This window comes from Vogesella amnigena, assembly GCF_042648905.1.
In the GTDB taxonomy this organism is placed as follows: Bacteria; Pseudomonadota; Gammaproteobacteria; order Burkholderiales; family Chromobacteriaceae; genus Vogesella; species Vogesella amnigena.
In genome coordinates this window covers 47,072-66,224 of sequence record NZ_JBHRYH010000008.1, presented here as the reverse complement: position 1 = coordinate 66,224, position 19,153 = coordinate 47,072, and the positions used below count along the sequence as shown (strand labels likewise).

Genomic DNA, 19,153 nt, shown 5'->3' with positions numbered 1-19,153 from the left:
ATACTTGAATGGCCCGGGTTTTTTTAGATGTGCCAAGGTCTTAAACTTAAGTCTCTATACGGTACACTGGACGGTCTATAGTGTGCCTAGATTAAGGCTGATGGCATTATTGGGGGTCTAGAAGCCCGATGCCGATGGCATGAGGTGCTGTATCCTCAATGAATCGTACCACTCGCGGTAAAGAGCACTGGTTCTTGTGGTTATCGCTCGAATCAGGTTCTTCCTACATTCGCCAAATGGGCTCTTCGACTCAGCCAAATAACGAGGCAGGAAATTGCTCTCCGGCGTAGAGTCAAGCCAATATGCCCACTGGTCATCTGAAATGAAACTCAATGCACGCTTTTCTTTGGCCGAATGCATCTTATACGATGATTTTTCCTCATCCGACACACTGCCCAGCTTGAGGCGAGGAGATGCTTCGCCATCGCTACGGTTCACATCCAGTGGCCATGCCCGAAGGTTTCCAATGCTGCCGTGCCAGTCACGGATGATCCTCGGGATGTTGTGTCGTCCCTCGATGAAGTAGCGTGGGTGAATGTGGTCGATATCCCAGGGCCGATTCGCTTCTTCCATTGCATTCGGGTCGGTTGGGTCAAAGTCAGGGAACCACGCCTGCAACGCGTCACGTTGTGCATAAAGGACCAAGCGACGCTCCCCCCAAAGTCGGTCGGCGAAAAATGTCCAGTCAGACTGCGATCTGGACGAGATATCAGCCTCTTCTTCATTCCCTGTGCTCAGGGCTTCTGGGAGACTCAGCGCATACCATCGCGAGAGTTCTCCTACCATTGGTATCGCGAAGCGCTCATACCATTCCCATCCTTGCCAAAAACTGGACTCAGGCTTGGAAAAGGAGCCTTTATTGCCGCTGGGTTGCGTGATTTGTGCCCTTATCTGCGAGTCCAGGAGCTCAGGGGTTGGCAAACAGGGCATTGGCGCTTCGCCCCGCACAGGTATGAAGCATTTCGCCATCGTTTTGCGATTGAAGAACCCTGCCAGACGCTCGCCAGAGCAACTTTCTAGTTCTGGCCAGAGTGCGGCAACACATCGATCTGCCCGACGAGAGAACCAGCTGATCGCCGTCAGGGCACCGATGGTCTGATTCCTTTGCGGGTTGTTTAGTTTTTCTATACCCAGGCCATATTCTTTCAGGCGCTCGATCCAGCGCAAGAGCAGAAACATGACCTCGCGCCCGCTTTCACCTCTGGCCAGATCCGCAGCCAGCACCGTTGGAAGACCATTACTCGACTCCGTCAGCAATAGCCTGGCTTGTTCGAACAAAGGAACCGCTTGCGTCTTTAAGTAATTTTCCAAACGGTTTCGGAACTGTGGATGTTCATTATCCATATGGATAAGGCGACGAAAGCGAGTGACATCTGGAGCCGCGGGAATCGATTTTTCATTACCTTCACTATCTGCCTTCACCAAGGCCAACCTTGCAATCAGCATGGCCGTCCTGGCCTCAGTCATGAACCGATAAGGAATCTTGTCAATCATCTGCGCTGCATCCGGCCAAATGGCTTTGATGATCGAGTAAATAAGGTCTTCGCCTTGTAGTGGCGTACCTCCGGCATTTAGGCGGATAAACAGAGTCTCGGTCGGGTCGGGACGAAACGGGTCACCATGGACCGATGTAGCAGGCCGGGTTTCCTCGATGTCAACAACCTGTGCTGGAAGACGGTAACGTTCGATCGCGTTTTGGAAACGCAGGAGCTTCCCACGCGTGGCTTCGGCGGACAAACTTACGTGGAGACTATCCTTCAGAAGTCCAAAGCGCGTCTGGATCTTCGCCCAGTGCGGCAGTACAAGATCTAGCGCCTCTTCCAGGTTGTCAATGATGTGGCCTTCTTGGCAGGCGGTAATCAGTGCGGCGACAGGCACAGGGGCGATCGCGTCCCATGGCCAAGCAATCGCAACGGGGGGGCAGCGAGATGGCCAATCAATGTGAGGCAATGCATCTCGAAACGCCTGCATCGCTTTTCTAATTTCTGCCGTTTCGAGACGCTGACGATCACCACGCATCGGATAGCCCCAGGGGTGAGATCGCGTGATCAAGCGGAAGTCGAAGTCGCATTCTTTGTTGCCAGAGGCACCTATATCAAGCCATAAGGATGCAGGAGCTTCTCCGATGCCTGATAGCCAAGGCTGAAAGAATCCCAGAGCGATTGAGGTCGCACGCTGCTGTCCATCAAACAGCATATGTGTCGGCATCTGGCGAGGAGCGGACTTGAGCAGCATAGCTTGCCCACCAAGCTTGTGTTGGTACGGTGTCAGCAATAGCGATCCAATTGGGAAGCCACGGGCGATGGAGTCCCAAAGTGACTCGACCTGTGGAGCCTTCCAGACGGAACTGCGCTGCAGTGCGGGCAGGGATACAACTAGGTCGCTAGAGTCCTGATGGGTCAAAGCGCTTTCAACCTGCCATGCGGCCACCTCGCGTAAGGACAACACGGCTATATTCAAGTCGTTATCGAACCGATTCATCGTATTTATCTAGTCATGTGGGTTTTAGTTCCGGGAGAAGTTTTACTAGCGTCGACTTTCTTGTGCGCACCGGATGCTCGGGCTTCATCGGACTTCAGCCAAAGCAAGTTTAACAAAATACTCCATTGTCATCCAGTTATAATCGTGATGCCTGGCAGTATTGGATCGGTCCTCGGAATTAGGCCATTTGCCACGAACACTGCATTCAGCAATTCATTAGGTGACTGCCGCCAAATTAAATAGGCTTGTTGTATGCGCTCTCCTGGAAATTTAACGTCTGGTGAAAATCCCTGTAGTTTTTTAAAAATCGCCAAAACAGAGTCGCTTATGTAATAGAAATTGTCATTTATATTTCCTCGTATGGATGCATCCTCACTCAATATTCCATAAAGGGCGCAAATCTCCTCAATTTTCTCTCCGCCCTGCGCGTCCATGGGGAGCAACATATCTGGAACGCCATTAAATCCTTCGTGGAATATGTGGTGGCATTTCCTGCACAGGGTTATGCCATTTCCTGTTTGAAATTGTGCCACCTTTAGGAAACTTTTCCTGCAAATATGATGCGCCGTCAAATTTTTGGTGGCATTGCATCTCAGGCACCGACCATCTCGAAGCCTTACAAACTTGCTCCAAAGTCTTAAGCAATAAAGGCCACTTCTCTGCTCATCTACTGCGCGCCTTAGCTTCCTCTCTGCATTGTGCAGGGCAGTTAATGCTTTATCCATGTTTATGCATCTTTGAGTTAGAAGAATTTAAGAGACTTTCTTTCTGCAGCTCATCCATTTCATCCAGCCTGCACGATGAGCCTGAGCATCGTGAAGTGCATGATGCCAAGGCCTATCTGTAGAATGATATTGACATACTGCCTTGTCGAACACCCCGGTGTCAATGAGGGGGCGTAAGTCAAACCAACCCACGACGTTTTCTGGCCATCTTGATTCAAAGACCTTGTCAAGCAATTGCCTATCTATCGGTGAGTCACACGCAATGACAACGCTGCGAGGCAGCGTTGCAAACCAATTCCTTAACATTTCGGGCAAATATTTTTTCTTGATTTGAGTGTGATCGGGCGACCTTAGGTTTGGCAAAACCATTGATCTGACAAAATTGTTACAGTGCGTGCAATCAAAATCTTCTACTTCCAGGTAGAGAATATGCTTGCCATCCTCGCTGACTAGGCCAAGGCTTATTAATTCATTGTCACCGTATCCGGTGTATTCTGTGTCTAGAAAAAAGAGCATCTGAATGCCTTTGCATCAATGGCTTAATAAAATCTCTTGCAAGTTATTTTGGCGGCATAACCGATGGATTGTAAAATCAGAGTGAATTTTTAAAAGTGAGGTTTCATGGGGTTTAGCTTGCCCCACATGAAATGCTGAGATATGATCTGCAAAATGCTTCCTGCGTATATTAGATGGGCAATCCCATCTGTAATCTCAAATTTATCTGCGCCGTTAAGGTCCAAGAGATTCAGCTCCCTTATTCTCTCGATGTCGCCCCTTATTCTTTTATATTTCTCCCCAAGGATTTCCATATCTAATATATTGAATTGCTCAAGAGAGTTCTCTTTGAGGCCGTCGTCAAGTTTTTCTATCAATAAATCCAGCCTCCCGAACTGTGAGCTATGAAGCTGAATGAACTCCTTTATTTTTGGGAAAGCATCTCTGAAAATTATGGATTCTTTTTCTGAGGAGATTCTGTTTTGTATATCAGCGATATTTTCCCAACAGGCAACTGATGAGTCTATAAATTTTTCTGGATTTATCGGTAAATCCTTCTTTCGTCTAAAAAAAGATGCCCAGCTATTTCTTTTCACTTCTACAGCGGGTGCGGGTCTTTCAATTTGAATTTTTAAGTATCTTAGTCGAGATGCTAAGTTAATCCCGGTTTGATAGGTTAGCTCTCTGTCGTACGCAGTTCTAACGATTTCTATAACGGTATGAAATGCATGACGAAGATATGGTGCCTTGTAGTTACTATCATGGCAGTCAAAGAGTCTACTGATTTCACGGTTGATTTCTAGGGCAGGGTAGCTGATAGAATTTATGATATTCTCAAATTCGCATGAAACTTCATGCAAGAGCTTAACGTACTTTTGACTCGATTTATTTAGCTCCATTTTTGCAAATAGAAATATATGCCGGTCAGCAATTTTCTGAATTTGTTCGCCATTTTCTTTTGAAGATGCCTTGGCATGTTTGTAAGCCAGGGTGGCCACTACCAAACTTAGGATTGAAGTAGCTTCGGAAATGTTGATGTCCATGATTTTCCAATTAATTGATAGGTTTAATTAAACGGCTCTTGATTTTCTTTTGTCGCACACTTGAGAGTGCTTTAAGTTTTCCACATCGGACCGCAAGTAAAGATGCATTGTTCTGCGCCCCTTTAGTACAATCGGCTCGACGATGCCCCTGCGTTGTAGGTTGCGCATGTGTGTCGAATGAATTCCCAGATATATACCGGCCTCTTTCCCTGTCATATAGTTTGCTTTTAGTTCGAGAATTTTGTCTACTGACTCCTTTGGGACAAACTTCCAAACCGATAGGTTAGTGACTTTGATGGCATCGACCATGACCCACGTTGAGAAAAAAGTTCTTGTTGTCTCCCCTAGCTGACTTGCAGCGGCTTCTAGGGTTATAAAGCGTGGGTCTTGCAGCATTGCTAGTATGTTTTCAATAGATGTAACCTCTATCATTGTTTTTCCATGCGCCGTATCTACCTTTTGAATAATATTTTTCCTTGCCAACATTAAGACCATTTGTCGTGAAATCCCAAGGGCTTTAGCCGCATCGTTCAGGGTAAGTCCAGCTGCTGCCGCCACATTCTCTTTTACTGCCTTTCCTTTTCGACCTGTGACCGTTTCGTACGTCTGCAATGAGCTTGCTAGCAGCAGGTCGTCTTGGCTAATTTCCCTTTTATCAAAGACGTAAACCAACCCACCATCAATTTTGGGGCCAGTGACTGGCCGTTTGCCTATATGCATTAGCTTTTCTGAAAAATTTGTAGCGTTTACTCCTGCTAGTTTTGCAAGATTGCCGGTGGTGGAATAATTCATTTCGAAGTAAGCAAGATCATCGATCTTTACGCATGTTTTTTTGAATCTGCCTATTTTAATATGACTGGCTGGAAGGATTTTTTTCTTAATCAGGCTCCTGACGATTTCCTGGTGAACCCCTAGCCGGGATGCAGACTGGTTAACATCAAGCCAACTTGATGGCGCCATTACGTGTGCACCACCACCTAAAAACTGTAAGGAACTTAACCCTTTTGCTAGAGCATACCCTGCTGTGAGAGCCCGACCAAGTTGAATGTTGTGAATTATATTAACGGTGGATATTTTGTTTGGTAGTCCATCTGGTACATACGCTGTATTTGTATCAACTGATAAAGTACGTAAAAGCTTCTCGACTTCGCTCACGGGAATCTTAATTTTTTTAGCAGGATTGCAATTTTTCTTAAGCAAACTAAGCTCGACTAGGTGTTTAACTTGACCACGCTCTAATCCTAGTGCTGCCGCGGTTGCACTAATGGATAAATCTCCTTGTGTAATCTGTGAAATATTGGCTGGTACAGGAGTGCTGTATGCGCCCAAAATTCGCTTGCCGTAGTCTGCTAGCACACCTTTTCTGGTTAGAAATGGCAGGAGCTGAAGGCGAGGGTGGATGGCTGTTGCTCGATTTTCAATATGCAGGATAATGCTTTTATCGATATGAAAATGGCCCTGGTGCCAATTTTTTACAATTTGCATGCGCCAATAGTCTGTTATGGGGTCATTATCTAAACCATCAAAATCACCAAGCGCTTCAAGAAACTGTAATAGTTCGTCTCGAATTGGTCGGGTAGAGCTGACCATAGTTGCCCACCACCATTTGACTATGCTGGTATCAACCTCATCAGAAGAGATAGTCCTCAAGTCCTGGCCACACGGGCAATATCCAAGACGGGGACGCTCAAGCTGGAGCTTTTGGCCACACGCTGTACATCGACACACGAGATATTTATGGTGAGCGAGACAGACTGGATATAGCCGCAGTATCCAATTTCGGCGCCAATACATGCGCTCTTTGAGGCAGTCAGGACAAAAGTAAGTGCTTTCCTTATGAAAAAACTTCTCAGGTATGCCGATCCCTAGCACCTCCCTCGGAGCCCTAGATGTCGGGCCGGTTCGATTGAATGCGAGCTCTCTGGCTTGAGTGCTTATTCCCATTGGCCTCAATATTTCTGAGAATCGCAACTTATCCGTAAACGAAGCGATAACCCACTCATAGCTTCGTGACGGAAAGTTATATGCGGCGAGAAGCTGCAATATACTAATATACCCGTTATTTTCCGCCGCACGATGCAAAATGCTTGACGGTGACTCGTCGTGTATGGGAATGGGTCGGACTGGAAGAATATTTCTAGTCATTTTATTTTCGAAAAATCCTGGCAAGTTGGCTTTCGCTGAGCCTGAACGGATTCTCGCGGCTCAAGCTGACAGACAACGTGATCCCTGTATCGTATGCATAGCCAAAGTCGTCGATTTCGACATGGTTTCTCCCTTCGGATATCGCAATTAGAATCGCTTCTTTTGTTAGAGCCATGATGAATGACGGGTTGCCTTGAGTTGCCACGTACATTCTTATGGAATTCAACTGCGAATTTAGTTGTGGCATTGCAGCTAGTACCACTCGGCTGAGAGCTTGCTTACATAGTTGATCCAGAAAGGGTGGCAAGTAACCGAATAATTCGCCATGGCTAGGTTTCAAACCGTCAAGCCTGAACTTCCATTTAAACCGTCGAGCTAGTTGAGTGTCAGCATCGATAATTGAAGCACAAGATGGCGTGCCTACTAAACATATGGTTACGCCAGTTTCATTCACGAGCCCCCGAATCCAGCTGCAAACTATTTCATTAACATGTGTTGAGCGCTTTTCTATTTTTAGCAGGTTATGAAATTCGTCGAGAAATATAATTTTCGTGCCACACGATTTTAGCAATGTACACAAGCGCTGGGTCATATTTGCCACGTTGCCAAGTAGCGGCTTCGGATCATTTAGTTTTGCAAGCATATTTGCAGCCAATGCTTTAACTGTAGCCGGAGCAGGAACCTCGGTATAAAAAGTAGGGACACGTGTTACTTCGACATCCACATCGATTTCGACGGTGACTGGATAATTAACCATGATTGTTTTACATACTGTTGTTTTTCCCATTCCTCCTTCTGCCAGAAGCATGCATCCGACTGGTTCTCGAAAATGGGATGATTCCTGTATGGCGTGTTGGATTCCCAATATGGCAGCATCCAGTGCTGGGTGACGAATTATTACTTTGTCGAGGCGTGCAACACGTGCAATTGCTTCCTCAGAATACTTTCTTTCAAAATTTGGCATGATGCCCTCACTCTAAATCAAGATAATCGAATGTTTCAGTGGGCATTTTTGTGCTTGCATAGTTTTTTTGATACGGATCACCGGCAATTTCGATCAACGCATTTTCTGCCTGTGTCACAAGCTCCCGCTGACCTGTTGACGTAGCTGACGATTTGCTCCGCATGCTCTTACGCCCTTTTCCATTGGTTATTTTGGCGATTTGGCGTTTTGCGAGCGTGGAGTCTGTCTGGATTTCATTAAGTAACCTCCACCATGCCAATAGATACGCATACTGCCCAAGACGCTGAAGGTCTGATTTTTTCATGTCCTTCATGATTTTTTTGACTTCTTGGTGGGCATACCAGGTTAGATCCTGGGTGTACTCTGGATTGGTGGATTCAGCCATGATCAGTACACCACGCTCTGTCGGATGCTCTACGTACACCGTATGGAGATTCAGCTCGTCAACAAGCACGGTTACACGTTTCTCGCCCAGTTCTTCGAGTGTCGCCAGCGCATGTGAAAAATACTCAACGCCATCAACTAGAACGCGTCCCTTATGAATGCTTCGTTGTTCAGGCCAGCGCGCAATGGCATTTACCTCCTCGGTAGAGAATGTCGGAGCCATCCAACCCTTGGTTGCATCTTCCCATGCGAGAATTGGGGCTCTACCGCTTCTTGAGTGTATGGTTTTGTGGTAGACCTCGTTGACCCACTCGAGAATGCGCTCCTGCAACCGTTCGAGCATGAGGCTTGCCCGACGGCGAGAGTCATATTCACCGCGATCGATTGGACATGAGAAGGTAGTTCCTTTGAGCTTTTGCGTCAGGGAATGAGTCAGGGTCCGGAAAAATGATTCGATGTGGGGCTTGTCGTTCGGGTCGCGTACTTCTGCCGGTACGATAATGATGCCGAGCCTTCCACAAAGCCGTACAAATGCAGAGTTCTTAAAATCGACGCCATTGTCTGGGATGATCCGTACTGGCACACCACCCGGTAGTCCACGCTGGAGCCGGGTTAGCATGTCTTTGACAGCGGCGAGTGTCGTAGTGGCTGATGGGGGAAACATACTGATGTACATCCCAATCACCGCCCGGGTATACACATCAATAATGCAGACCAGGTACGGTCGTCCTATTACTTCGCCCGTATCCGGGTCGATCAGGATAATATCTAGGTAGTGGGTATCGATCTGAACCAAGAACATCGCGCGTGGACTCAATATCTGGCGTCCTGCCGCGCGAATCACACGGTCAGCGGCCACCTTGCCGCGCTTGGCCATTACCACGACGTAGGGGTCCAGCGCCTTAATTCGACGTTCTATGGTACGTAGCGATGGCAGCCTGACAGTGGTGTTACGTGCATCCAGCAAACCCTTTTCGGCGAGTTTGCCAACAACGAAGGCAAGTAAATCCTTGGCACTCCTTCGCTCTGGCTGCAGGTAGACCTGCTCAATGCCATCAGTGATCAGTGCCTCGACTTCGATCGAAAATCGCAGCGTCCTGTTGCCCCGCAGGTGATTGCGAGGAGTGAACGCTGAGAGATTCTTGTGCTCCTGAAAATACCGGCGTACCCATCCTGCGACAGTACTTGCAGCGGGGGGCGTGGGGTCACCTAGCTCAGCCGCAACACTTGTGATCAGCCCCTCCAGTTGTCTTTGTGACTGCGGGTGGCTTAACTGCGTCACTGCCGCCTCGACATATCGCGCTTGTCGAATGGTGCCGAGCGTTTCGGCTTCATTTAACTCGGGCAGTTTGCGTTCAATACCGTCAGCAGACATGCGCTCGAGGTCGCCGTTTAGTACCAGTAGTGCGCCAGACTCCTGCAACTCGATGAAACGCTCATAGGGAATCCGGTGTGGCTTACCCCCGGCGCTCGCTGCATAGCGCACCATGCCAGCTGCAACGTAAGTGACCTCGAATTCACTTCCATGGATCGTGAAACGGAGACCTGCCCTGGGGCGATACGGTTGCTTGGTCATACCGGCACCCCCACTTGCATGTCTAATCGAAGGGCACGTTTCAGGTTTGCTGTGGCAAGCCCATGAAATAACAGGTGGTCTGCAAGCAGTGGGGAGAGTCCTGCATCGTGCAGATGGACATACCACGCCCCGAGCATCCGTGGTTGCGGCAGTTTGTGAAGTTGTGCAAGAGCCAGGTCACACTCCTGGTGTGACCACGGCCTGATAGACGAGCGTTGATACAAAGCGAATAAATTTTCGAGTTCGATAGGGCCTGGCATATTCGTTAGGTCGCCCACGCTGAATCCAAAACCACTCTGGGTGAGCAGTGCATTGACCTTTGCCAATCGCACCCGTGTGTCGTCGTTCAGGTGAGCTCTGCTTGGTTTGATCTCTTTGACTTCCCAACTGCCAGCTCGAGTTTGGAATAAGAAATCGGAGATATAGGATTCTCCAAGACCAAGCTCGATCTCTAGGGATTGGCACCGATAGCCAGTAACTTCGGGGTCGCGCTCAAGTAGCAAGCAGAATGCTGCTTCGATCTGGCTTTCCAGTGCAACAGTCAGATCATTCTTGCGACTCGGGAACAAGGCGGTCCGCTTGCCGCGCGCGCCTTGCGTAATGCGCCTTCGCCCATGTACGACGCCGGCCAAGTCTGGTTTTTCGGAAAAAGCTTCTTCTGCCTGCTGTAGTAAGGCACTGCGCAGGGCCTGTTGCATCGAGTTGAGATACATCATCACTCCTTGCCGCACCGAACAGCAGGCAAAGCGCTGCCTATTCGGTGCTGATCACAGAATTGAAATCACCTGGGCTGGGGCGTAAAGAAGCCCACCGCGGGTCATGGCCAGCGGAAACGCAGGTGATGTTTGGCAGAGTAGGGCTTGACGCTGGAGGGAGTGGTGACGATACTGAAGTCGCGAAACGTACGTGTCGTCAGGCACTTACTCCAACGGGGCAAGCCGCAAGGTTTGTCCCGTTTACATTTTGGCTTCCTCCTTTCGACGCGAACGTACTTGCCGAACAGGCAGGGAGAGATTTGGGCTGGGGCTGTCTTTCAGCTTGATGATTTCCCGGATGATGTTGATCTCGGCTGGGCGAAGCGTGTTCAAGTGCTTACGCAAGTCCTGCATCAACCAATACACGTCTTCATGCACACCCGTAGGTATCACCAGCTTGCGCTGTGATGCCTCGATGGTCTTCTGCAACTCTTGTTGTTGCTCTTCCGTAAGAGACAGTACATCGACTAGGCGCTGGACGAACTCGGCAGTCGGGGGCCCTTTAGTGCCGATTTCCAGGGCAGAGATGTAGCTCTGTTCATAGCCAAGCCACTCCGCCAGTTCGACCTGTCGGACGCCGTAGCTTGTGCGCAACTGGTGTAGATACTTGGAGAAGGGGCTCATGTTGACCGGTGGTTAATATGAATATCACTAGAAAGAGTAGTTTTCTTTGAATGAAATGTCAAAAATCTTTGCCTCAGTTTAAATGATTTATTTAAATCACAATTTCGCAGGGCTCGTGTTTCCAACGTCAGAAATCGGCACGTACCCGGCTGGTAGTACACTCATGAGTCATGACCAACTTGGCGCTGGACGCTCTTTTAAGTGGGCGTGTAATTTCTTGTAACGGAGTAATGGATGCCAAAATACAACTTTACGGTTGGGAATCGATACACGAAGGCCGATATATATAAGGTGTGCCAAGTCCCTGATAGCAAACAGAAAGGAAATTGGAATACTGGATATACCAATTTCAATGGCGACTGGTTTATCTTTTGCAATGTTGGCACCCCGGGTCGGACAGGGCACGATTATGGTAATAGGTTCATCGGCGATGAGCTCGTTTGGTATGGCAAGACAGCTTCGAATGTTACGCAAAAATCGATCCAGTCCATGCTCAAGCCTGATGGCGACATCTTTATTTTCTACAGAGAAAGTGATCGTGACCCGTTTACATTTGCAGGCATGGCGTGTGCAAAATCACACAAAACCATTACTCCTGTTGAAATAACATGGTCATTCGACCCTTCCGCCGATCAACGATATGAAGTATTAGCTGAAGAATTGGTAGGCACCGAAAAATTCATTGAAGGTGCAGCCAAGTCGATTTTGGTCAATGTGTATGAAAGGAATCCACAGGCCAGGAAGTTGTGTATCGAAATATATGGCCACGCCTGCTCAGTATGCGGCTTTGATTTTGAGAAATATTATGGCGCCATAGGGAACGGATTCATTCATGTCCATCACCTGAAGCAACTTGCCGACATTAATGAGGAATATGAGTTGGATCCTGTGAAGGACTTACGACCAGTTTGTCCAAATTGTCATTCCATGCTGCATAGACGCAGGCCTGCATATTCGATAGAAGAGTTACGTATCTTGATGCACGCCCGAAAAGGGGAAGTTGAATAGTAGTTAGTTGGTGCCCATTTTTTTGCAGTGCAGGCGATAGCGACAGGTGCGTTTAAGAGGACAATCCTCACATCGGGGATTTCGCGGTAGACATACCATAGCGGCCAGGTCGAGCATGGCCCAATTGAGCTCGACAGCATCCCCCTCCGCTAGCACTTTATAGGCGGTCTCGTGGAGCACCGGGTCGTGGCGGATGTCGGCCTTCTGTGGGCATAGATCAAAGTATCGCCGCAAGAGCCTGGCCATGCTTGCATCCATGAGTGGCTGCCGCTGTCCGTGAACAAATAGCAAGATTGCGTTTGCAATGTACTGGCCGACTGCAGGTAGCGCCTCAAGCGATTCTCGGTCAATTGGCCAACTTTCATTGGACTCTACTACCGCTAGCGCAAGGGAGTGCAGTGGAGCCGCGCGCCTCCTCCACAAGCCGATTGGTTTCAGTGCTTCGCCTAACGCTCTCTCGTCAGAAACGGCAAGCTCTGCCCAGCTTGGGAAACGATCAAGAAACCCTGGCAGGAACCTGGCTACCGTTTCAGCCCTTGTGCGCTGTAGCAATACTTCGACAAGGATCTTCACATAGAGACTCGCTCCATCAGCTCGCCACGGGAAAGACCGACGAGCCCATGCGTGCCATGCAATCAACATGCTCCTTAGGTGAGCTACGCGATATCTAGACGGGATTCCTTGTTGCTTTCTAGTCACCATTCCTGGGCATCTCTCAGGTAGTCCTGGTATCCTAAGCGGTTTTTTGCCAAAATCCGTATAACCAAGAAATAACAAGGGTTGCAGCCACATGCAGAAGTCAAACCAGCTGCGTTTCATCGATGTCTTCGCCGGTTGCGGAGGGCTGTCTCTCGGGCTGCTCGAAGCGGGGTGCCAAGGCGTTTTTGCCATAGAGAAAAGCCCGCTCGCGTTCCTGACGTTACGGCACAACCTGGTCGATGGTACTCGGCATCAGTTCGACTGGCCGGAGTGGCTCCCAAAGCAATCGATGACCTGCGAGGACTTGCTCGCCAACTATCACGAGCAGGTAACTTCCCTGAGAGGAACCATCGATCTCATTGTAGGTGGCCCGCCATGCCAAGGCTTTTCCACAGCGGGACGGCGGGACCCAGCCGACCCTCGCAACAAGATGACGGAGCAATATCTCTCTTTGGTAGGGTTAGTCCAGCCTCGGTTTCTGGTCATTGAAAACGTGGCTGGTTTTGACATGCGCTTCGAGAACGAGAAGGGCCTGGCCGAGCTCGTGGCCAATGGTAAAAAAACTTCTTACGCTCAATACGTTGCCGACCGGCTACGTCACATGGGGTACGACGTGTATCCGGGCATCGTAAACTGCGCTGATTTTGGCGTGCCACAAATGAGGCACCGTTATTTAATGATCTGCGAGCGAAAAGAATGGAAGCGTGAAGGTGTAGACCTATTAGAATCTCTCAGATTGAGCAGCATAGATTTCAGGGCGGAAAGAAACCTACCCACAGATCGGTATGTTACAACTTCCGAGGCGATTTCTGATTTGGAAATTAAGGGCAGATCTTTAGTTGCAAACGTGGACTCGGGTGTCCCTGGATTTTTTGAAGCAACGTATCCGTTTGATTCTGGTTTTACGCCTTATCAAGTCCTTATGCGTACAGGGAGTCATGTCGCACCTAATAGCAGAAGGCTGGCCAATCATAAGCAAAGTACAATTGAATACTTCAAGACAGTTCAAAAAATTTGCCGACCAGGGCGATGCTTGTCTAAGGAGGAGCGTGAGCTGGTTGGTACCAAGAAGCATGCAACTACGGTACTTGATCCAAATACTCCCTCCCCAACGATCACAACGTTGCCTGATGATATCTTGCACTACGATGAGCCAAGGATTTTAACCGCACGTGAGAATGCAAGGCTTCAATCATTTCCCGATTGGTTTGCCTTTCAAGGAAAATACACAACTGGTGGAAAACAAAGAAAACTTGAGTGTCCTAGGTATACTCAAATAGGCAATGCTGTTCCCCCATTGTTGGCAGAGGCTATCGGTAATATTCTAGTCAAATTGGTTAAAGAAAGTAAAGCCTCTGGCTTGAATGCACTAAATAACTCCATTGGGGAGTTTTAGAACTTTAGGGTGTGAAGGTGATTTCATTTTGAAGCTGTTTTATTCCTTGGCATGATGTGATGTCTATGTAAATGCCCGCCTTCAGAGGCGGGCATTTACACATCTAAACAAGGTTCATTTTGTGGGGTTTGGATTATTATTTATTGATAGATGACTCGTGTGCTTCCATAGGGTTTCTATAGCTAATTTCAACTGCTCTGAGCTGTATGGTTCAAGTAAGTATGTCTTAAGTTCAAGCTTTCTATTTTTTACTTCATCGGTAAGCTGACAAAAAATCCCACTATTCAGCATTTCTTTGTTGATGCTTTCTAGTGCTTTTAATGCAATTCTTTTCTGTACTTTGCAGTCAATTTTAAGGGTTGCAACACAGGCAGGGACTCTAGGGAATGTGGGAGTAGCCCCTTCCTCTAAAGATAAGGTGGCAGTCATGTGATCTTTATTTAATGGCGAAACTAAGGCTCCATTGACGGCAGAGAAGCTCATATTGATACCTAAGGATCGGGCGATATCGGCTAGTACTTGCAAGCTGACTTTTGCGGGCAGAGTAGCGCCGACAAGAGTCGAACCATTCCAAGTAACTTCTACCTGCTGTGTACCATTTTTATCCCACCGGGAAATAGTTTGAAGTGGCCTTGATTTTTTTTGTATGATAGAAAGGATAAAGTCAGGAATTGCAAGAAAAGCCTCTCTAGACGCCTTCATTGTTTTTGGGAGTCTGGCTACTCCCGCTCGCATTCCCACAAGAAAGGCCGCAACAAAATAAACTCGTTCTCCCAAATTAGGTATACGTAGCTTTACTGCAGCAAGTGTCTCGGGTTCCGGATTGAGTAAAAATAATAGTGCGCCTCGAGGGACCGCGAATCCTTCTTGATCCGAGAAGGCATCATCGGGAAGGTCTCTGCGCAATGCAATAATATCTTGACTGAATTTGACAAATTTTTGTAGAGCCGTTGCTGATTCCGTATCACTTGGCGATCCGAAAATTGCCTCTAATTTTCGAAGCAAAGACGTGGCACTAAATCCATCTGAAGCATTGGTGGAGGCTAGAATGGGAACAAGTGCAGCTATCAGTGGCTGATATACATCGTTTTCTGTCGATAGACCTAAATGAGTTGCTAGAGAAACAGAAAATTCAACTGGTGAGTCGATTTGTATGTTTTCACCACCATAACCGTGCAGTCTATTAAATAGCGATGATCCTTGTGATGATGCAAGAGTAGAGATCCCAGCTGCAAATGCCCCTGCACAAGCTTCTATGACTGCTATCGATTGAAAAGGATCACGAGATGTTGAACCGTCTTTCGATTCTGGTACATCAATAATTTTTTTTCCTTGATTTTCTTCTTCGGGTGCAGCTTGATATAATTCGTCTGATTCAAAAAGCTCTGGGGCAACTTCAAATGGAACAAGCCCGCCAGGAATGTCGTTGTATGCCGAAATTCTTGCAGAAAACTCCGTTAAAGCCTTCTGAGATTGAAATGCAAATCTCTTCACCTGCTTAATTGGAATTACAGGAATTGCCAGTGTATGATCTTCAATATTTTTTATTTCAACCAGAACAACCATCCCATAGGGCAAGTCTCCTTGGGCGCCGACAAGGGCTGCATGTGTCGGCTTAATTGCTTCTATTACAAGCCCTCCGGAGGTCAGGTGATGGTCCCTTGCCGCATTTTGTTCTAGCCGAGGTGAAATAAATCCACTAGCGAGACACATGGCAATATTGTTCTCGTGCATTGCCAGATACATGGGGGTATTTTTTTTTATTTGCTTTTTTGTGGTCGTCGATGTTGCTTCCATCAAATATTCTCCAATTCGTACACGCCAGATTGGGTAGGAATCCACGACAGTAGCGTCTTCATATGAGTATCGCCGATTAGCATTACATTCAACATTGCCCGCGCACGAGAGCACATAACGTACAATGCCATCTTTGTATTGATCTCAGATGAGCCTCCATGCATTAGTTTTCCAGGGTCGATAAGAAAGACCGCATCGAATTCCAATCCTTTGGCGCTAGTGTAATTTAGAACGGTAACATGCCCCGGGGTGTCAAAATCAAGATTTTGGGCAGGCCAATTCGCATCATTGGAAGCATATGATTGCAAAATTACCCCAGAGCCATTAAGGCGATCCGCGAGGCAGGTTAACATTTTCTTACGCTCAATGTTTCCCATTACTAATACAGCAATCTCCTCCGTTCGTCTGATTTTTGCATAGCGCCCAATTTTGTCTGCACATGCAATCAAGAAACTATCGTGAGTGTCTCGCGATATGATGCTTACAACAGGAAGGTCTCCCGTTCTAGTCGGCAACTCAGGTATGCCGCTTGGAAGCCCAGCGTAGAAGAAATTAGAAAATGTCGCAATTTCTTTAGTGTTTCTATAATTTTTTTTTAGTAAAAATACATTTTCTGCCGCTGGGTAAAGGCCAAGATTTATGCGGATATCTTCGATCGTAGCATTGCGATGAGATGTTAGGCGCTGGTTTTCATCTGCCAATACGGTAACTGCAAGTGGAGGTTTAGCTCCTTTGGCATTGGCAACATCCATGATAATCTTTAATGCCTGATACATTAAAGGAGAGAAATCTTGGCCTTCATCGATAATCAGATGCCCCCAGTTTACCCCCCCCAATTGCCTCTTTGATGTGATGGTACTTAAAGTGTGAAATTGAATGATTGGCCAGTTGTGCTCAAATTTACTGCCATTGACTTTTGGTGGGGTAGCCCTTTTCCCCATAAAAGACCCCCACCACCTATAAAGCCAGGAATGTAATGTCGAAACAGTAACGCCTTGAGCTATCTCTCCCCGGTTTGAGGCATACTGGACGAGCACTTTGCTGTACATCATGACTCTTGGGTTGCGACCTAGATTGGATAAGTAATGAGCCCTATGAAATGCAATCACACTTTTCCCAGTTCCGGGCGGGCCAACAATCAACACACTGCCTTCGGGTGGGGCCCCTTGATAGATTGCCGTCTGATCACGATCTAAATCAGTTAACTTGGGGAATCTCATAGTTACTTGACTTGTAGAGCAATATCGTTAAGAAGCCCAGGTATCCTACCATCAGGCGAGCCAATAACAAGCCTCCGGTCAAGAAGGCTATTATTGAAAGTGCAACTTGTCTCCGACACTAGTGCACAGGCATGACACGCTGCGGCATTCATCCCATCAATACCTTGCTTCTCTGATTCTGAGCAGACCGGGTCCGCAGAGCACCAGGAAAGATCCGCTAGCGTTCGTTGTAGCGTTGTAAGAAACCGCTCTGGGTTCCCCTGCCTGACTAGTCCACCAAGTGAACCTTCAGTGTCTCCATCAGAGGTGTAAAGTAAGATGCCCGCTGCGGCATTTACTCCGGTGTCGCAATAGATACGTTCACGAATTGATGACGATGAATAGCCGGCATCAAACGAAAGTCGTCTAATCAAGCCATGTGCCAAGGTATGTAACGCAATAAAGCGCGGCGACGCATAGACACTGGCAGGTTCTCGACCCCACCTAGAGCAGGCTTCTGTTAAATGTTTAAGAGAATCGGAGATGGCAGGTGCTACAAGTGTTTCCCATGTGCTCACATAAGACTCGGACAACTTGAGAAAAATTCCCTCGCCAAAAGTTTCTACTCCCGGTAACCAATTGAGTCCTGCCCCTAAGTCAACCGGCACTTCTGTTGCAGTGTTATCGGGTTTTACACGCTTGAAGCCAATTAGAGCGCGCACCTCACGCAATCTTTCTATTAGGGTAATTTGTTCGAATGGACGAGAATATTCTGCGGGCCAAGCTCCATGCAGAAATTGGACTGAAGTTTTAAGGTTTTCTGATTGGATGCCACTAGGTCGCGCGAGATACGGCCATTCTGAAATTAGGAAACTATGCTGACTTTTGTCAAAAGATGTTTTATCTTCGGCATTGTTGATATTTTCCCCACTTAGCACATCAATCACCGCACCGCGGACATCTTCTTCGTTTAGACCGAATTCATCCACGCCTGAGTTGATGATGTCACTAAATAGTTCAGGCATTTGTTGCCAGTTTGGAATGGCAACCAAAACAGAACGTAATCCTATTATCCTTGGATGGGCAACAAGCCAGCTTCTGAGTGCTTTTTGAGGATCTTGTCCACTTTCACTTGCACCAGAACCAATGTCCAATGCGCTACGTGTAGCAACATAGTAGATGTTGCTTGCGGCCCTAGGGAAAACCCTTGGTATTGCAGTGCAGGTCGACATTTTATGCGATTCCCATGGCTGGCGACCTAAGCAGCTGAATGGATATGGTCGATTAGTCAAACCCTCGAAAGTATTACGCTGTCCGCAGCTCTTGCAGACAATTGCCATGGCATTGAAGTCACCGCCACTAGCTCCAGAAGTTTCGAAGGTCATCTTCGCTGTCTGTCTACTGCATTGACCATTCTCAGGAATTTGGGTGTTCCTGTGACACCACCGGTACCAATCAACATCTTGCAGGTGACCGTGTTCGCAGGCGGCGACAAAACGCATTGGTACTAGCGCTGTTTCAACGCATTCTCCACCTGAGCACATTGGTTGCTTGAACTCATTTCGCTCATCATCAGCATGCGAGTAATTATAAAGTCGCCGACATGAGGGACAGAACATCCATCGAGGAAATCGACTGAATGGTACTGCACCATGCTGTTCAGCTGATGGTGGGCGCCGAATATCTGCCATGAGGGCACGCTGTAACGCATTGTCCGGAAGTACTGGGCACTCGGATTCTGGCCAGCGTGAAATATCAGTGCAGACGAATGACTCACTGCCTAGATCTACAACTGCACCAGGTCCAAAAGGAGAAATCAGTTGTGCTGCACGTATCGACTTATCACCCATTTTTATTTCCTT

At 47.7% G+C, this 19,153-nt stretch carries 14 protein-coding genes and 1 pseudogene; 2 read left to right on the top strand and 13 right to left on the bottom strand.

Going from position 1 to position 19,153, the window contains the following annotated elements:
* Nucleotides 1–117 precede the first annotated feature (117 nt).
* The 9 genes and pseudogenes from ACFOKJ_RS03385 to ACFOKJ_RS03345 all read right to left on the bottom strand — a co-directional run bounded on the left by ACFOKJ_RS03385 (nt 118) and on the right by ACFOKJ_RS03345 (nt 11,192).
* A complete protein-coding gene (locus tag ACFOKJ_RS03385; RefSeq protein WP_390276660.1) occupies nt 118–2,481 on the bottom strand; it encodes a DUF262 domain-containing protein in 2,364 nt (787 codons plus the stop codon).
* A gap of 128 nt (nt 2,482–2,609) precedes the next feature.
* Entirely contained in the window at nt 2,610–3,206 is a 597-nt protein-coding gene (locus tag ACFOKJ_RS03380) for an HNH endonuclease signature motif containing protein (RefSeq protein WP_390276658.1), read from the bottom strand.
* A 605-nt stretch (nt 3,207–3,811) separates the two neighbouring features.
* Nucleotides 3,812–4,744: a hypothetical protein gene (locus ACFOKJ_RS03375; protein WP_390276656.1), complete on the bottom strand. Its 933-nt coding sequence runs from the start codon at nt 4,742–4,744 to the stop codon at nt 3,812–3,814.
* Nucleotides 4,745–4,771: 27 nt separating this feature from the next.
* Nucleotides 4,772–6,334 carry a hypothetical protein gene (locus ACFOKJ_RS03370; RefSeq protein ID WP_390276717.1) on the bottom strand — a complete coding sequence of 521 codons (1,563 nt, stop codon included), beginning with the start codon at nt 6,332–6,334 and terminating at the stop codon, nt 4,772–4,774.
* A 156-nt stretch (nt 6,335–6,490) separates the two neighbouring features.
* Nucleotides 6,491–6,889, bottom strand: a pseudogene (locus ACFOKJ_RS03365) (TniQ family protein); the annotation flags it as partial.
* A gap of 1 nt (nt 6,890) precedes the next feature.
* Entirely contained in the window at nt 6,891–7,853 is a 963-nt protein-coding gene (locus ACFOKJ_RS03360; RefSeq protein WP_390276654.1) for a TniB family NTP-binding protein, read from the bottom strand.
* 7 nt (nt 7,854–7,860) lie between these two features.
* On the bottom strand, nt 7,861–9,813 hold the full coding sequence (locus tag ACFOKJ_RS03355; protein ID WP_390276652.1) for a Mu transposase C-terminal domain-containing protein: 1,953 nt from the start codon (nt 9,811–9,813) through the stop codon (nt 7,861–7,863).
* On the bottom strand, nt 9,810–10,529 hold the full coding sequence (locus tag ACFOKJ_RS03350; RefSeq protein ID WP_390276650.1) for a hypothetical protein: 720 nt from the start codon (nt 10,527–10,529) through the stop codon (nt 9,810–9,812). Before ACFOKJ_RS03350 ends, ACFOKJ_RS03355 begins: the two co-directional genes overlap by 4 nt.
* Before the next feature lie 240 nt (nt 10,530–10,769).
* Complete coding sequence (locus ACFOKJ_RS03345) at nt 10,770–11,192, bottom strand: helix-turn-helix domain-containing protein (RefSeq protein WP_390276648.1); 423 nt, start codon at nt 11,190–11,192, stop codon at nt 10,770–10,772.
* A 234-nt stretch (nt 11,193–11,426) separates the two neighbouring features.
* On the opposite strand from ACFOKJ_RS03345, the gene ACFOKJ_RS03340 reads away from it, so the two are divergent.
* Nucleotides 11,427–12,200 (top strand): HNH endonuclease, encoded by a 774-nt coding sequence (locus tag ACFOKJ_RS03340; RefSeq protein WP_390276646.1) that lies wholly within the window; start codon nt 11,427–11,429, stop codon nt 12,198–12,200.
* A gap of 3 nt (nt 12,201–12,203) precedes the next feature.
* Here ACFOKJ_RS03340 and ACFOKJ_RS03335 read toward each other — a convergent pair whose 3' ends face one another.
* The gene (locus tag ACFOKJ_RS03335) at nt 12,204–12,842 is read right to left on the bottom strand and encodes a hypothetical protein (protein ID WP_390276715.1); all 639 of its coding nucleotides are present in this window, start codon (nt 12,840–12,842) and stop codon (nt 12,204–12,206) included.
* 148 nt (nt 12,843–12,990) lie between these two features.
* Here ACFOKJ_RS03335 and ACFOKJ_RS03330 point away from each other — a divergent pair, with 148 nt between their 5' ends.
* Nucleotides 12,991–14,295, top strand: a complete 1,305-nt coding sequence (locus ACFOKJ_RS03330) for a DNA cytosine methyltransferase (protein ID WP_390276644.1) — start codon at nt 12,991–12,993, stop codon at nt 14,293–14,295.
* A 114-nt stretch (nt 14,296–14,409) separates the two neighbouring features.
* Here ACFOKJ_RS03330 and ACFOKJ_RS03325 read toward each other — a convergent pair whose 3' ends face one another.
* From ACFOKJ_RS03325 to drmB, 3 genes are read right to left on the bottom strand one after another with little or no spacing between them, the layout of a single operon-like run.
* Nucleotides 14,410–16,092: a hypothetical protein gene (locus ACFOKJ_RS03325; RefSeq protein WP_390276642.1), complete on the bottom strand. Its 1,683-nt coding sequence runs from the start codon at nt 16,090–16,092 to the stop codon at nt 14,410–14,412.
* Complete coding sequence (locus ACFOKJ_RS03320; RefSeq protein ID WP_390276640.1) at nt 16,092–17,312, bottom strand: AAA family ATPase; 1,221 nt, start codon at nt 17,310–17,312, stop codon at nt 16,092–16,094. Before ACFOKJ_RS03320 ends, ACFOKJ_RS03325 begins: the two co-directional genes overlap by 1 nt.
* 2 nt (nt 17,313–17,314) lie before the next feature.
* Entirely contained in the window at nt 17,315–19,141 is a 1,827-nt protein-coding gene (gene drmB / locus ACFOKJ_RS03315; RefSeq protein WP_390276638.1) for a DrmB family protein, read from the bottom strand.
* Nucleotides 19,142–19,153: the final 12 nt, after the last annotated feature.

Bases quoted from the DNA above. Each gene is read 5' to 3' on its own strand.
- ACFOKJ_RS03385 (WP_390276660.1), bottom strand. From the start codon at position 2,481: ATGAATCGGTTCGATAACGACTTGAATATAGCCGTGTTGTCCTTACGC.
- ACFOKJ_RS03380 (WP_390276658.1), bottom strand. From the start codon at position 3,206: ATGGATAAAGCATTAACTGCCCTGCACAATGCAGAGAGGAAGCTAAGG.
- ACFOKJ_RS03375 (WP_390276656.1), bottom strand. From the start codon at position 4,744: ATGGACATCAACATTTCCGAAGCTACTTCAATCCTAAGTTTGGTAGTG.
- ACFOKJ_RS03370 (WP_390276717.1), bottom strand. From the start codon at position 6,334: ATGGTCAGCTCTACCCGACCAATTCGAGACGAACTATTACAGTTTCTT.
- ACFOKJ_RS03360 (WP_390276654.1), bottom strand. From the start codon at position 7,853: ATGCCAAATTTTGAAAGAAAGTATTCTGAGGAAGCAATTGCACGTGTT.
- ACFOKJ_RS03355 (WP_390276652.1), bottom strand. From the start codon at position 9,813: ATGACCAAGCAACCGTATCGCCCCAGGGCAGGTCTCCGTTTCACGATC.
- ACFOKJ_RS03350 (WP_390276650.1), bottom strand. From the start codon at position 10,529: ATGATGTATCTCAACTCGATGCAACAGGCCCTGCGCAGTGCCTTACTA.
- ACFOKJ_RS03345 (WP_390276648.1), bottom strand. From the start codon at position 11,192: ATGAGCCCCTTCTCCAAGTATCTACACCAGTTGCGCACAAGCTACGGC.
- ACFOKJ_RS03340 (WP_390276646.1), top strand. From the start codon at position 11,427: ATGCCAAAATACAACTTTACGGTTGGGAATCGATACACGAAGGCCGAT.
- ACFOKJ_RS03335 (WP_390276715.1), bottom strand. From the start codon at position 12,842: ATGTTGATTGCATGGCACGCATGGGCTCGTCGGTCTTTCCCGTGGCGA.
- ACFOKJ_RS03330 (WP_390276644.1), top strand. From the start codon at position 12,991: ATGCAGAAGTCAAACCAGCTGCGTTTCATCGATGTCTTCGCCGGTTGC.
- ACFOKJ_RS03325 (WP_390276642.1), bottom strand. From the start codon at position 16,092: ATGGAAGCAACATCGACGACCACAAAAAAGCAAATAAAAAAAAATACC.
- ACFOKJ_RS03320 (WP_390276640.1), bottom strand. From the start codon at position 17,312: ATGAGATTCCCCAAGTTAACTGATTTAGATCGTGATCAGACGGCAATC.
- drmB (WP_390276638.1), bottom strand. From the start codon at position 19,141: ATGGGTGATAAGTCGATACGTGCAGCACAACTGATTTCTCCTTTTGGA.